Genomic DNA, 13,956 nt, shown 5'->3' with positions numbered 1-13,956 from the left:
CCACCGGGACGATGCCGGGCGGACACCGTAGATTCTTCGCATCATGGATGTCGGACATGTTCTTCTGCTGGTCGCTGCGGGGCTTGCCGCCGGGGTGGTCAATGCGGTCGCCGGGGGCGGGTCGCTGATCACTTTTCCGAGTCTGCTCGGCGCCGGGTTGCCGTCCGTCGATGCGAATGTCACCAATTCGGTGTCGGTGTTTCCCGGGTACGTCTCCAGTGTTGCCGGGAGCAGGGCGGATCTTGCCGGTCAGGGGCGGCGGCTGGCGGCGGTCGTGCCGACGAGTGTGGTGGGCTCCGTTGCCGGGTGTGCGTTGCTGCTGGGGACTCCGGCTCGGGCGTTCGAGGTCATCGTGCCCTTTCTCGTGTTGGGGGCGGCCGCCACGCTGGCTTTCCAGGATCGGTTGCGGGCGCTGGTCGGGCACAGCCGGGGTGAGCGGCGGGGGGCTCTTCAGGTTGTCGTGTTCGTCGGTGCGGTGTACGGCGGGTACTTCGGCGCCGCGCTCGGGGTGATGTACGTGGCGGCGCTGGCGCTGGTGCTGGATGAGACGCTGAACCGGATCAACGCGTTGAAGAATGCGCTGTCCGCGTGCGTCGGGCTGGTGACCGTGGTGGTCTTCGCTTTCTTCGCGCCGATCCACTGGGGTGCGGTGCTGGTGGTCGCGCCCGCGACGGTGGTCGGGGGGTACGTCGGGGCGCGGGTTGCTCGCCGGCTGCCGGGCCGGGTGTTGAAGGCTCTCATCGTGTCGTTCGGGGTGACCATCGGAATGGTGCTGTTGTGGCGCGCCTTCGCGTGACGCCCGGGCGGGCACAATACGAACGACGAGGAAAGGGCACATGGTGAGGGACGAGTCGGCGCTGGGCACGATCGAGACCCAGGTCGCGATGCTGATCCGGTTGGGCGAGGCGACCCGGCGCAGTTCGCCCCGGCCGCACCGGGCGCTGGACCGGGCCGCGTACGTGATCCTGCGCCTGCTGCAGGAGTCGGGGCCGCAGAACGTGTCGGCCGTCGCCAACCGGTTGAACCTGGACGGTTCGACGGTCACGCGGCAGGTCAGCGCGATGCACCGGGACGGTCTGGTGCGGCGCAGCCCGGACCCGGAGGACGGACGGGGCACGGTCATCGCCGCCACTGAGCGGGGGCTCTCCCAGGTCGACGCGGTGAGCCGGGCCCGGCGCGAGCTGTACGACACGATGCTCAAGGACTGGACGTCGCAGGAGCGTAAGGAGCTGGCCACGGTGCTCGAGCGGCTCACCCGCGACATGGATACCTACATCAAGGGCCGCGGCCCTCAGTGAGGAACCGCGGCCCGAGAAGGCACGGTCAGGTCGAGGACGCGATCGTGTCCGGGGTCGTACGCGCCTTGTCGAGGCGTGGATCGCCCTCGTCGGCGAAGTAGTCGTCGGGCACCGTACCGTCGATGCCGTCCGGGGTTTTCGCCGCCCGCAGGATGAGCGTCGCGATGACCGCGACCAGCAGGTTGACCGCCACCGCGACGAAGCCGACGTAGATCGTCTTCTTGGTGTCGAAGCCGAAGTCCGACAGCGGGAACGCCGAGCCGCCGAAGTGCTTGCGGCCGGTGGCGGCGTTCGGGATCTGGTAGAGCATCCACATGCCGAGGCCCATGCCCGCGACCCAGCCGGCGATGAGGCCGCCGCGGTGCAGCCACCGGGTGTAGAGACCGAGGGCCACGGCCGGCCCGGTCTGCAGGATGATGATGCCGCCGATGAGCTGCAGGTCGATGGAGAACTGCGGGTCGAGGAAGATGATGCAGGCGACCGCGCCGATCTTGACGACCAGGGACGTGATCTTCGAGACGTTCGCCTCCTGCGCGGGGGTCGCGTCCTTCTTCAGGTACTCCTTGTAGATGTTGCGGGTGAACAGGTTCGCCGCCGCGATCGACATGATCGCCGCCGGGACCAGGGCGCCGATGCCGATGGCCGCGAACGCGATGCCCGCGAACCAGGCCGGGAACTGCTGGTCGAACAGCAGCGGCACGACCGTGTTGCTGTCCAGGCTGCCGGCCTTGGCGCCGGGCAGCGGCTTGATGCCGGCCGAGACGGCCATGTAACCGAGCAGGGCGATCAGGCCGAGCAGGAAACTGTACGCGGGCAGCGCCGACATGTTCCGCTTGATGACGTTGCGGTTCTTGCTGGCGAGCACGCCGGTGATGCTGTGCGGGTACAGGAACAGGGCCAGGGCCGAGCCGAGCGCCAGCGTGACGTATTGGATCTGGTTGTTGGCGTTGAGCGTGATCCCGTCGCCGGGGTTGGGGCTGGCCTGGAACTTGGCTTGGGCGTCGTCGAAGATGCTGCCCCAGCCGCCGAGCTTGTACGGCAGGTACAGCACCGCCACGATGATCACGATGTAGATCAGCGTGTCCTTGACGAACGCGATCAGCGCCGGTGCCCTCAGCCCGGACTGGTACGTGTACGCCGCCAGGATCGCGAACGCCACGATGATCGGGGCGTGCCGGGCCAGCGCGCTCTCGCCGGTGACGCCCATCGTCTTGAGCACGGCCTCGATACCGACGAGCTGCAGCGCGATGTACGGCATGGTCGCCACGATGCCGGTGATCGCCACGAGCAGCGCCAGCGTGGGCGAGTCGAAGCGGGTGCGGACGAAGTCGGCCGGCGTCACGAAGCCGTGCCGGTGCGACACCGACCAGAGCCGGATGAGGATGAGGAAGAACAGCGGGTAGATGATCACGGTGTACGGCACCGCGAAGAACCCGGCCGCGCCGGCGCCGAAGATCAGCGCGGGGACCGCGACGAAGGTGTACGCGGTGTAGAGGTCGCCGCCCACGAGGAACCAGGTGATCCAGCCGCCGAAGCTGCGGCCGCCCAGGCCCCACTCGTCGAGGTGGGCCATGTCCTGGGGTGCGCGCCACCGGGCCGCGACGAAGCCCATGCCGCTGACGAGCAGGAACAGCAGCGTGAAGACGATGATCTCGGTGATGTGCTCACTCATCGCGGGCCTCCGGCGTCGCCGGCCGGCGGGTCATCCGGTAGACGACGGACGTCGTCGCCACGCCGAGGATGATGAACGCGAACTGCACCCAGTAGAACGCCGGGAAGCCGAGGAACCGCGGCTTGTCGTGGTTGTACAGCGGGGTCAGCAGCGGCACGACGATCGGAACGATGAGCAGCCAGTTCCAGGGGCTGCGGTCACTGCGCGGGGTACGCGTCTGGTCGGTCATGGTGACACCTCCTCGTCGCCGGTATTCACGGCCATTCGGCCGCAGGTTACCGAGAGGTTTAGCACCGACGCGGAACGCGAGATCATGATGCGCCGAACGGCAAGGGTGGTGCGCCGAACGGCACACCACCCCGAAGGAAAAGCCGCTCGTCAGTGCCGCCAGGGCGACCAGAGACCCGCCGATACGGTACGGGTGAGCGAGGCGTTCTCGTCGTCGCCGTCGAGCGACCACATCATCGCGCCGCCCAGCCCCTGCGCCCGGATGTATGCCGTCTTCTGCGCGATCTGCGCCGGATCGTCGTACGTCCAGAAGGTGGTGCCGTCGAACAGCCATGAGTGCCCGGCCCGCCAGTCACGGTGGACCGTGAAGCCCTGCGCCGGCAGGTTCTTGAGCACCTTGTAGTCCTCGGTGCCGACCGCGAACGTGCCCGGTGCGCCGCCGGTGGCCGGCGCGAAGAGCCCGTCGCCACCGCCGGTCACGCCGGTCCAGCCCTGCCCGTAGTACGGGATGCCCAGCACCAGCTTGCGGTCCGGCGCGCCGAGGTCACGCCAGGCGTCGATCGCTACCTGGGCGGAGAAGTCGGGGTTGTCCGGGGCACCCTTCGGCACGCGCAGCGCGGACTGCTGGTTCGTCCGCGGCTCCCACGAGCCGTGGAAGTCGTAGCCCTGCACCGTACCGAAATCGAGGTATCGGAAGATCTTGCGCTCGAACCCCGCGTCGATCTTGGCGGGGGCGGCCGGCAGGAACGCGGTGAGGTCGTAGTGCCGCTTCGTCGTGCGCGACAGCCGGTCGAGCTGCCGGCGGAACTCGGCCGTCAGCAGCGTGAAGTTCGCCTTGTCCTCGGGCCGGAAGACGTTGCCGGTGTTGCCCTCGGAGCCGGGCCACTCCCAGTCGAGGTCGACACCGTCGAAGATGCCGGCGGCGACACCCGCGGACAGTCCGGGGAGGTTGCCCTTGATCCACAGGTCCACGCAGGAGCTGACGAGCTTCTTGCGCGAGGCGTCCGTGAGGACCGCGTCGGAGAAGTGCGCCGAGCCGGTCCAGCCGCCGAGCGAGATGAGGACGCGCAGGCCGGGGTTCTTCCTCTTGAGCTCGGCGAGCTGGTTGAGGTTGCCGGCGATCGGCTGGCCGGGCACGTCGGCGACGCCGTCGACGCTGAGCTCCGCGGAGAACGGCGTCTGCCAGTCCGCCCAGGGGTCGGCCGAATCGCAGACCCCGGCCGCGGTGACCGGGCCGAACGCGTAGTTGAGGTGGGTGAGCCGGGCGGCCGCGCCCGACTTCTCCACCTTGGCGAGCTGGAAGTTGCGGCCGTAGATGCCCCACTGGGTGAAGTACCCGACCTTGACGTACGGCTTCCTCCCGTGCGCCTGGGCGGCGCCCGGTGCGGCGGTGACGCCGACCAGGACGGCAGCGGCGGCGGCGAGGAAGCGACGGGTGTATCCGCGCATGAGCCCTCCAGGGGCAGAGCATTTAACAAAGTTTCCCGATTGAGGAAGCTAAACGTCCGCACCTGGAGAAGCAATAAGGCGGTCTATCGAAGATGTGCCGTCTCGTTGACCGAACGCACCGCTATGCCCCCATCCGGCCACATGTCCATCGTGGAGACTCCGGCCGCGTCGAGGAACAACCGGTGCAGGAACTCGTCGCCCGCAGCGAGCGCATCGCGCAGGATCAGCTTGATCGGTGAGACGTGCGAGACCACCACGACAACCGATGACGGGTACGCCGATTGCAGCGTCGCGAGCGCACCGCGGATCCGCTTGGACACGGCCTGGAAGGACTCCCCGCCCGGCGGCGCGACACTCGTGGACGCGAGCCAACGGTCCATCTCGTCCGGCCACCGCTCGCGAACTTCGCCGAAGGTCAGCCCCTCCCAGTCCCCGAAGTCGCACTCGATCAGCTCCGGCATGACCGTCACCGTCACGTTGCCGAGCTCGGCGGCGATCAGCTCGGCGGTGCGCGTACACCGCTGCAGGGGTGAGGAGACGACGGCCGCGACGTCGCGGCTGATGCCGGCCACCCGCCCGGCCGCGGCCATGGCCTGCGCCTGCCCCTCGTCCGAGAGCGGGACGTCGCCGCGGCCGGAGTAGCGGCCCTGCTTGGTCAGCGCGGTCTCGCCGTGGCGGACGAGGACCAGGCGTGTGGCCGCGTCCAGCGACGGGGGCGCCCAGTTCCGCGGCGGCGCCTTCTCCTCCGGCTCGATCATGTCCCGGACCGGCTTGCCGGCCGCCTCGTCCATCGCCCGGTTGGCGAGGGCATCGGCCAGCTTGTTGCGCTCCCGGGGAATCCAATCGAAGGTCACCCCCGCGAAGCGGTTCACCAGGGTGGCGGCCTCCGCGGCGAGCGGGCGCAGGCCCGGGTTCTTGATCTGCCAGCGCCCGGACATCTGCTCGACCACCAGCTTGGAGTCCATCCGTACGTCGACCCGCGCGGCGCCCAGCTCGGCGGCCGCCAGCAGGCCGGCGATCAGGCCCTGGTACTCGGCGACGTTGTTCGTCGTGGTGCCGAGCGCGCCGAAGCGCTCCAGCAGGACGTCCCCCGAGTCGACGTCCCGGACGACCGCGCCGTACCCGGCCGGCCCCGGATTGCCCCGGGAACCGCCGTCCGCCTCGACGACGACCCGCAGATCGCTCACAGTCCCGACTCCGCCGTACGGACCATGATCCGGCGGCATTCCTCGCAGCGGACCACCTCGTCGGCGGGGGCGGCCTTGACCCTGTTCAGGTCGGCGCCGTACAGCTCGATGCGGCAGCCGCCGCAGCGCCCGGAGCGGAACAGCGCGGCGCCCAGCCCGGTCTCCTCGCGGATCTTGTCGTAGAGCTTGAGCAGGTCCGCGGGGAGATCCGCGGCGAGCGGCGCCCGGGACTGGGTCTTGAACTCCTGCTCCTTGGCGATCTCCGCGTACGCCTCGTCCCGGCGGGTCTCGGCGGCGGTCCGGCGCTCCGTCGCCTCGGCGAGCCGCTTCTTCACCTCGTTGAGCGTCTGCTCGGCGGTCTCCCGCTGCTCCATGAGCTCGAGCTCGGAGTCCTCCAGCTCGGACTGCCGGCGGTTGAGCGTGGCGAGCTCGTGCTGCAGGCCCTCGATCTCGCGCAGCGCGCCACCGGCGTCCAGGCGGGCCTGGTCCCGCTGCTTACGGGTACGGACCTGCTCGATGTCCTTCTCGAAACGAGCGATGTCGCGGTCCAGGTCGTCGACGGCCACCTGGGCGCGGGTGCGCTCGTCCTCCAGGGCGGAGATCTCCCGCGCGACCGTGTCGATCTCGGCCAGCTCGGGCAGGGACCGGCGGCGATGCGCGAGCTGGTTGAGCGCGGTGTCGATGCCCTGCAGGTCGAGCAGGCGGCGCTGGGCTTCGGGGGCGGCCTTCACAGATGGTTCTCCTTGTCTGAGCTGACCGCATGCACGGTCCAGGGGTCGGTGTCGAGATCGGACACGAGCGCGGTGACGCCGAACTGTGCGCGCAGCCACCCGGCCACCTCGTCCAGCCACGGCCGCTCGCTCGCCCAGTGGGCGACGTCGAGCAGGGCCGGGCCGCCCGCGGCGAGGTGCTCGCTGGCGGGGTGATGGCGCAGATCGGCGCAGAGGTACGCGTCGGCGCCGGCGGCCACGGCGTCGCGCAGGAAGGAGTCACCCGCTCCCCCGCACACGGCGAGGGTGCGGATCACGCGGTCGGGGTCACCGGCAGCGCGCACGCCCGCCGCGGTGCCCGGCAGCCGGTGGGCCGCGAACGTGGCGAGATCGGCCAGCCGCATCGGCGAGGCCAGCTCCCCGACCCGGCCCGCGCCGCGGCCCTCGCCCTCGGCCGGGGTGCCCGGGGCGGCCGGCACCAGCGGGCGCAGCATGACGAGGTCGAGCCGGGCGGCGAGGGCGTCGGAGACACCGGGGTTGGCGACGTCGGCGTTGGTGTGCGCCACGTACAGGGCGATGTCGGCCTTGATCAGCCGGTGCACGATCCGGCCCTTGTACGTGTCCGGCGCGACCGAGGACACGCCCTTCAGCAGCAGCGGATGATGGGCGACGATCAGGCCGGCGCCGGCCGCGACCGCCTCCTCGACCGTCTCGGGCACGCAATCCACCACGCACAGGACGGTCTCGACGGTGAGGTCGAAATCGCCGAGAACCGGGCCGACCCGGTCCCACTGCTCGGCCCAGGCCCGGGGATACCGGGCGTCGAGGGCGGCCACGACCTCACGAACGGTCGGCGGGGCAACGGCGCTGTCGGTCACGGCCGTTGACTCTACCGACCCTGGTAGAGCGAGCCCCGGCTCGCTCGGGTGTCATTCTCGGTCACGGCCGGTGGATTGCTAGGAACGGGCCTTGGGTTCCACCCGGGTGTCGGTGTCGAAGCGGGTGTTCAGGGCCTGGAGCGCCCGGCGCCACGGGAACTGGCTCCGGAAACGGTCGTTCTGCCCGGGACCGCCCAGCCGCACGACGTCGTCGCCGTGCAGCACCTGGACGCCCCAGTTGCGAAGTTTGGCGATGCTGTCGTGCAGCGCCGGGTGCATCGCCATGACCTTGTTCGTGTACGGCACGACCACGGTCGGGATGCCGAACCCGTACCCCTCGACCAGCAGGCCGAGCACCAGGGTGTCGGTGATCCCGGCGGCCCACTTGTTGACCGTGTTGACCGTCGCGGGCGCCACGATCATGGCGTCCGCCGGCGGGAGCAGGTCCTCGTCACCCGGGTTCTTGTAGTAGCTGCGTACGGGATGTCCGGTCTGCGCGTGCAGGGCCGCCGCGTCGATGAACTTGCGCCCGTCGGGGGTGGTGATGACGCACACCTCCCAGCCGTCCCGCTGGGCGAGATCGATCAGCACGCCCACGTCCCGGGCGATGGGCGAGCCGCACACCAGCACGTACAGCACGCCGGGCCCCGTGTCGGCCGTTCTCACCGCAGAACCCACCTCATACGCCGACTCCCATCTGTTCGGCCAGCTCCGCGATGGGGGCCGGCGGAGTTCCCCGGGTGCGACGCAGCACGTCGGAGATGACCTCGTGGGCGAGCGGGCGGCAGCGGATCTCCGAGGGGGCGAGCCGGTCGCCCTCCAGCAGCATCTCGCTGGCCTTCTCCACGTCTCCGAGCTGCGTGTACCCGCGTGCGATGTCCAGGTAGTGGTGGGCCCGCCGCTCGGGCAGCATGGCGGCGAACGCCTCCCCGTCGATCCGCATGTGCGTCTCGATCGCCTTGCCGCCGTCACCGAGCTCGACCGCGGCCGCCGCCCGGTGCAGCTCCACGTTGGTCGGCCCGAAGGACGTCCAGTAGTAGTTGTAGTCACCGCCCAGCGCGCCCGCCGCCTGTTCGGCGCCGCTGACCAGGTCGCGCACCGTTGCGCTGTCACCGATGCGCGCCGCCGCCATCGCCCCGGTGAGCAGCAGCAGGCCGTAGACGGAGAGCCGCTCGGGCGTGGCCGCCTCGGGCGTCGTCGGCGCGAGGCGGTTGGCGATGTTGACGTTGACCTCGAGCGCGGAGCGGACCCGGCCCAGCGAGAGCAGCGCCATGCCGACCCGATGGCTCGCCATCCCGGCGAGCAGCTGGTCGCCGGCCCGCTGGGAGACCGCGATGGAGCGGTCCGCGGCCAGCCAGGACAGCTCGTGCTCGCCGACCTTGCGCAGCGCCGACGAGGCGATCTGGTACACCTGGCCGAGCAGGTGCGCCGCGTCGCGGGCCTCGTCACCACTGGCGTGCGCACTGTCGGCGGCCTGCGCGTCCCGCAACAGCTGCGGCAGCTTGCGGGCGAGCACGCCGTACTTCGCGTGCTGATAGGTCAGCCAGGCGTGGCTGACCGCCTTGCGCATCTCCGTCAGCGGCGGTGCCTGCGGTACGGGATGGAAGAACGCGCTCATCTGGTCGTAACGCTCGAGCGCGGCGCGAATCTCCTCGACCTCGACCTGGTCGATGCAGTTCTGCGTCTCCGGCCGCCGCTCGACGTCCTTGCCCAGCAGCAGCTGGACGTCGATGGCGAGCACGTCGGCGATCTCGTAGACGACGGAGAACTTGTCGAGCCGGCGGACGCCCCGCTCCACCTTGTCGACCCAGCTCTTGGACTTGCCCAACCGGTCCGCGAAGACCTGCTGGGACATCTTGCGACGGCCGCGCCAGTAGGCGACTCGGCGGCCGATCGGCAGCTCGTCCACGGTGCCTCCCCAAACTCACCCGGCGACCCCCGCCGGTGAGCAACCCGGTGCTTCGACTGCAGTGTGGACCTCACTCGTCTGTGCTGGTCGCACAGGTTGTGTGATCGCCTGCCCACCGTTGCTCGTAGTTTCTCATGCAACTTGCAATGCGTGATCTGACCGAACCAACGAAGCGTGTCGCGCTTGGTGACGGCAACTCCGCCTGATATAGCGGCGGGGGCCGGCGAATCGGGGGTATTCCGACCATGCAGTGGAGCAACCGCCAGCCGATCGGCCCATGGGCATTGATCGATCGGCTCCGGCAGCGCCGAGCGGCCCTGCGGTACGCCGCACACGGCTGGGCGGTGACGCCGGGCGCGTACCTGACCGGGGACCGGTTCGACTGCGGCCGCCCCGGGTGCCCGATCAAGGGGTGCCACCCGGCGATCGAGTGCTGGGAGGACGACGCGTCCACCGACACCGACCGGATCACCCGCTGGTGGCGACACCGGCCCTACACGGTGTTGCTCGCGACGGGCGACCGGTTCGACGCCCTGGAGGTGCCCGCGCCCGTCGGCCTGCGCGTGCTGGGCACGGTCCGACTGCACACGGGCGTGATCGGCCCCGGCCCGGGAGACGCCCGCGGTCCGGTCGCGGTCACCCCCACCGGTCGGTGGATGTTCCTGGTACGCCCCGGCGAGGAGCTCCGCCCCGAGCTGGCGTCCTGCCTGGACGTGCTGCGCCACGGCCGCGGCTCGTGGATACCGGCCGCGCCGAGCCGTACGCCCCAGGGCCCGATCCGCTGGGCGGTCGCGCCCGAACAGACCGGCTGGCACCTGCCCGCATCCGCCGCCGTCCAGGCGATGCTGCTCGACGCGCTCGACGCCCTCGGACGGCGTCCACAGCGGAGAGCGACGGTGGCCGTACCCCGGCAGATGTCCACCGCCCGCCGGGCGGCATGATCCTGCGTACCCGGACCACGAACACTCACCGGCCGCCGGGTCGTGAAGCCTCGTTGCGGACGGTGTTCGGGCACGACCAGGGGCACGCATGTCAGCAGCCAAGCTATGTGCCTACTTTGCGGTAGTCGAGTCACCCGAAGGAGTGAACAGGCAGTCACGCTGAGCAATCAAAGTAGATAACAGCCGCCGACCTGTGATGACCGCGCTCCCACGGCCCGAAATCGGTCGCCGTCCCGCTCCGAATTTGGCACGATCCGGCGCATGATCGAGATCCACCCACGCCCGGTCGATGCGCCCGACACCGTCGCGGTCATCCGTTCCTACATGGTCGAGCTCGTGGACCGATACTACGGCCGCAGCATGCCGGAGTCCCTGGTGGACCAGGCGCTGGCCGACGAACCCCCGGATGACGTGGCGGTGCTGCTGGTCGCGTACCGGGAGGGGGTCCCGGTCGGCTGCGTAGGGCTGCGGCTCGCCGAGCCGCCGATCGGGGAGATCACCAAAATGTACGTCCGGCCGGAAGCACGCCGCACCGGGGTGGCGCGCCGGCTGCTCGCCGCGATCGACGACGCCGCCCGCGAACGAGGGCTGCGCGTGCTGCGGCTGGACACCCGTACCGACCTGACCGAGGCCCGTGCCCTCTACGCCGCCTGCGGTTTCCGGGAGGTCGCCGGCCACGAGAAGCGCCGCTTCGCCGACCACTTCTTCGTCAAGGAGCTCTAGCTCCTGCTGGGGCGGGCGCGGACATGCATGCGCTCGCCCTGCGGTCCGAAGATCGTCAGAATCTCCACGGCCTCCCCGGTCGCGCTGCCGAACCAGTGCGGGACGCGCGTGTCGAACTCGGCCGCCTCGCCGGGCGGCAGGACCAGGTCGTGGTCGCCGAGGACGATCCGCAGCCGGCCCGCAAGGACGTAGAGCCACTCGTACCCCTCATGGGTCTGCGGATCCGGCTCCTGCCGCGTTCCTGCCGGAATGAGGTGCTTGAAGGCCTGCAAGCCGGTGGACTGCCGGCTCAGCGGAATGATCGTCTGCCCGCTGCGATGCTTGATCGGCCGCGCATAGATGCGCGGATCACCGGTGGCCGGCGCGCCTACCAGCTCGTCGAGCGGCACCCGGTAGGCCCGGGCGAGCGGCAACAACAGCTCGAGGGTCGCCTTGCGCTGCCCGGACTCGAGGCGCGAGAGCGTGCTCACCGAGATCCCGGTGATCTCGGACAGCCCGGCCAGCGTCGTGCCGTGCTCCTGACGCAGCGCCCGCAGCCGGGGCCCGACCGCAGCCAGCACGTCCTCGTTTGCCGTCACGGCAAAGAACTTTGCCACTCCATCGGCCGCCGCGCCACCGTTGCCGCATGACCTACGACGTGATCGTGATCGGCGGCGGCCCCGCCGGAATGAGCGCGGCGGTGGCACTGGGCCGCGCCCTGCGTACGGTGCTCCTGGTGGACGCCGCGGCCCCTCGCAACGCCCCCGCCGACGGCATCCACAACTACCTGACCCGCGACGGCACCCCGCCCGCCGAGTTCCGCGCGCTCGGCAGGGCGGAGGTGACCCGCTACGGCGGCGAGATCATCGAGGCGACGGTCGCCACGGCAACCGCCGATCTTCGCGTCACCCTGACCGACGGCCGCGAATTCCGGGCCCGGCGGCTGCTCGTCACCACGGGCCTCACCGACGAACTGCCGGACATCCCCGGCCTACGGGAACAGTGGGGGCGCGGGGTGCTGCACTGCCCTTACTGCCACGGCTACGAGGTACGCGACCAGGCGATCGGCATCATCGCCTCCTCCCCGATGGCGTTGCACCACGCCCAGCTGTGGCGGCAGTGGAGCAAGGACGTGGTCCTGTTCCAGCACACCGCACCCGCCCCGGACCCGGCCCAGGCCACAGCCCTCGCCGCACGCGGCATCCGCCTGGTGACCACGAAGGTCGCCGAAGTGATGTCATCGGAAGAGCGGCTGACGGGGGTACGCCTGACCGACGGCACGGTGATCGCCCGGAACGCGGTGGTGGTGGCGCCGCGGTTCACGGCCAACGCAGGTTTGCTGACGTCGCTGGGGCTGGAGGCGGTCGAGAACGACTTCGGGTCGTCGATCGCTGCGGACCCGACCGGGCGGACGGCGGTCCCGGGGGTGTGGGTGGCCGGCAATGTCGCCGACCCGATGGCTCAGGTGGTCAGTGCGGCTGCGGCGGGGTTGCAGGCGGCTGCGGTGCTGAACATGGATCTGGTCGGCGAGGAGGTGGATCGGGCGCTCGCCTGCTGAGGTCCGTGGCGGAGGTTTCCGCTGGGGTAATGCCCTCCCGCGGCCGTTGCCGGAACCGTAACTGCCCTCGGCATCCCGCCGGGGCGGCCGCCCCGCCGCTCGGCGCCACGTCCGGCCCGACCAGGGTCACCGCCACCGGCCCCCCGGTGGGAGCGCCCCGGGCCGGCTTTGGCAGGGTGCGGCCCGGCCGCCTTTGCAGCCGGCGGGTCAGTGGCCGGCGGATCAGTGACCAGCGGATCAGCGGCCGGCGGATCAGCGGCCGGCGGATCAGTGACCAGCGGATCAGCGGCCGGCGGATCAGTGACCAGCGGGTCAGCGGCCGGCGGATCAGTGGCCGGCGGATCAGTGGCCGGCGGACAGCTCGCGGTAGGCGGCGATGACGGCGGCGGTGCGTTCGGCCAACTCCAGGCTCGGGTCGGCGGGGGCGGCGGCCGCCACGGTCAGGCGCGAGATCGCCATCTCGGCCTCCCGGGCCGTACGTCCGATCCGCTGCTCACGGATGAGGTTCTCGCCCGCCAGCGCGGCGGCGTTGATGCCGGCCAGGATCCGATTGGCCGCCGCGGCCGTCGACCGCCACAGGCCTTCGACCCGAAGCCGCTGCTCAGCGAGCGCCTGCACGGCCGGGCTGTCCGCGGGCAGATGGTGCAGGCCCGCGGCGCCGAGCTCCTCCCGCAGCCGGCGGATCTGCTGGCGGCGAGCCATGATCGACGCAAGCTCACGCAGCGCGGCGGTGAGGGCCCGGTCCGCGTCCTCCGGGTCGATCATGTGCTGCAGCGCGGGCCAGGTCCGCCGGACCCGCCGGGCGACGACGAGAGCCCTGCCGTACGCGGCCCGCTCCTCAGCGGCATCCAGAACATAAGAGTCGTCACCGCGCGGCACGGCGATCAAGCCCTCCCGGGCGGCGCGGGTCTGCTCGACGGTGGCAAAGGCAACCAGCGCGACCGCACCCGCAGCCGCAACCCACCACGTGATCCCCAGGGCGCTCAGCACGGCCACGAACACGGCCAGGACCAGCGAAAGCTGCGACGTGAAGCGCACCCGGGTCTCCCGGCTCCGCCCGCTCGGCGGCACCGGCACCACCTCGGTGACCGACCCCAGCCGCTCACGCCGGGAGCGCCCGGTACGCATCCGCAGCGGGTACGCCGACACGACGATCTTCTCGTGGTCGGTCCCGACGAACAGGTGTCCGGTCACGCCGCACCCCTTCCGGCCCGCTGTCGTGGTAGCCGAGCGGGCCCGGCCGCCGAGGGGGGTACGGCCGGACCCGCTCACCCACGGAGCCGTCCGCAGGTGCCACTGAGATCGGGTCGGGCGTGGCCGACTTGAGACGGGCCGGGGTGCAGGGCGGGTGCACCCCGGGCCACCTCGAGGTGCGGCCCGGAGGCCCGTCGTCCCGACCGACCGGGGCCGCCCCGGGGGGCCGC

At 70.9% G+C, this 13,956-nt stretch carries 15 protein-coding genes; 5 read left to right on the top strand and 10 right to left on the bottom strand.

The window, feature by feature from the left end; genetic code table 11:
- Positions 1–43 precede the first annotated feature (43 nt).
- Positions 44–796 carry a sulfite exporter TauE/SafE family protein gene (locus ACIBO8_RS06670; protein WP_396114131.1) on the top strand — a complete coding sequence of 251 codons (753 nt, stop codon included), beginning with the start codon at positions 44–46 and terminating at the stop codon, positions 794–796.
- 40 nt (positions 797–836) lie between these two features.
- Positions 837–1,298 (top strand): MarR family winged helix-turn-helix transcriptional regulator, encoded by a 462-nt coding sequence (locus tag ACIBO8_RS06665; RefSeq protein WP_396114130.1) that lies wholly within the window; start codon positions 837–839, stop codon positions 1,296–1,298.
- Between the two features lie 25 nt (positions 1,299–1,323).
- On the opposite strand, the gene mctP is transcribed toward ACIBO8_RS06665, so the two are convergent.
- The 8 genes from mctP to ACIBO8_RS06625 form a co-directional block, all read right to left on the bottom strand.
- Positions 1,324–2,970 (bottom strand): monocarboxylate uptake permease MctP, encoded by a 1,647-nt coding sequence (gene mctP, locus ACIBO8_RS06660; protein ID WP_396114129.1) that lies wholly within the window; start codon positions 2,968–2,970, stop codon positions 1,324–1,326.
- Complete coding sequence (locus ACIBO8_RS06655) at positions 2,963–3,199, bottom strand: DUF3311 domain-containing protein (protein WP_396114128.1); 237 nt, start codon at positions 3,197–3,199, stop codon at positions 2,963–2,965. The genes mctP and ACIBO8_RS06655 overlap by 8 nt, the downstream gene beginning before the upstream one ends.
- A gap of 149 nt (positions 3,200–3,348) precedes the next feature.
- The gene (locus ACIBO8_RS06650) at positions 3,349–4,647 is read right to left on the bottom strand and encodes a glycoside hydrolase family 18 protein (protein WP_396114127.1); all 1,299 of its coding nucleotides are present in this window, start codon (positions 4,645–4,647) and stop codon (positions 3,349–3,351) included.
- Positions 4,648–4,730: 83 nt separating this feature from the next.
- Positions 4,731–5,834, bottom strand: coding sequence for a bifunctional RNase H/acid phosphatase (locus tag ACIBO8_RS06645; protein ID WP_396114126.1), 1,104 nt, complete (start codon positions 5,832–5,834; stop codon positions 4,731–4,733).
- Entirely contained in the window at positions 5,831–6,565 is a 735-nt protein-coding gene (locus ACIBO8_RS06640) for a zinc ribbon domain-containing protein (protein WP_396114125.1), read from the bottom strand. Before ACIBO8_RS06640 ends, ACIBO8_RS06645 begins: the two co-directional genes overlap by 4 nt.
- Complete coding sequence (locus ACIBO8_RS06635) at positions 6,562–7,422, bottom strand: Nif3-like dinuclear metal center hexameric protein (RefSeq protein ID WP_396114124.1); 861 nt, start codon at positions 7,420–7,422, stop codon at positions 6,562–6,564. The genes ACIBO8_RS06640 and ACIBO8_RS06635 overlap by 4 nt, the downstream gene beginning before the upstream one ends.
- A gap of 78 nt (positions 7,423–7,500) precedes the next feature.
- The gene (locus ACIBO8_RS06630; protein WP_396114123.1) at positions 7,501–8,100 is read right to left on the bottom strand and encodes a flavoprotein; all 600 of its coding nucleotides are present in this window, start codon (positions 8,098–8,100) and stop codon (positions 7,501–7,503) included.
- A 1-nt stretch (position 8,101) separates the two neighbouring features.
- Positions 8,102–9,331 (bottom strand): helix-turn-helix domain-containing protein, encoded by a 1,230-nt coding sequence (locus tag ACIBO8_RS06625; RefSeq protein WP_366156203.1) that lies wholly within the window; start codon positions 9,329–9,331, stop codon positions 8,102–8,104.
- Positions 9,332–9,576: 245 nt separating this feature from the next.
- On the opposite strand from ACIBO8_RS06625, the gene ACIBO8_RS06620 reads away from it, so the two are divergent.
- Together ACIBO8_RS06620 and ACIBO8_RS06615 are read left to right on the top strand one after the other, a co-directional pair.
- A complete protein-coding gene (locus tag ACIBO8_RS06620) occupies positions 9,577–10,272 on the top strand; it encodes a bifunctional DNA primase/polymerase (protein WP_396114122.1) in 696 nt (231 codons plus the stop codon).
- Between the two features lie 261 nt (positions 10,273–10,533).
- Positions 10,534–10,995 (top strand): GNAT family N-acetyltransferase, encoded by a 462-nt coding sequence (locus tag ACIBO8_RS06615; RefSeq protein ID WP_396114121.1) that lies wholly within the window; start codon positions 10,534–10,536, stop codon positions 10,993–10,995.
- Here the strand turns inward: ACIBO8_RS06615 and ACIBO8_RS06610 are convergent.
- Entirely contained in the window at positions 10,992–11,573 is a 582-nt protein-coding gene (locus ACIBO8_RS06610) for a helix-turn-helix domain-containing protein (RefSeq protein WP_396114120.1), read from the bottom strand. The genes ACIBO8_RS06615 and ACIBO8_RS06610 overlap by 4 nt on opposite strands.
- Positions 11,574–11,620: 47 nt before the next feature.
- Here ACIBO8_RS06610 and ACIBO8_RS06605 point away from each other — a divergent pair, with 47 nt between their 5' ends.
- Complete coding sequence (locus ACIBO8_RS06605; protein ID WP_396114119.1) at positions 11,621–12,532, top strand: NAD(P)/FAD-dependent oxidoreductase; 912 nt, start codon at positions 11,621–11,623, stop codon at positions 12,530–12,532.
- 342 nt (positions 12,533–12,874) lie between these two features.
- Here ACIBO8_RS06605 and ACIBO8_RS06600 read toward each other — a convergent pair whose 3' ends face one another.
- Entirely contained in the window at positions 12,875–13,726 is an 852-nt protein-coding gene (locus tag ACIBO8_RS06600; RefSeq protein ID WP_396114118.1) for a hypothetical protein, read from the bottom strand.
- Between the last annotated feature and the right edge of the window lie 230 nt (positions 13,727–13,956).

Origin of the sequence: Actinoplanes sp. NPDC049681, assembly GCF_044465265.1 — a bacterium.
Classification (GTDB): domain Bacteria; phylum Actinomycetota; class Actinomycetes; order Mycobacteriales; family Micromonosporaceae; genus Actinoplanes.
Note: the sequence above shows the minus strand (reverse complement) of the source record. Positions and strands in the feature narration are given on the sequence as shown.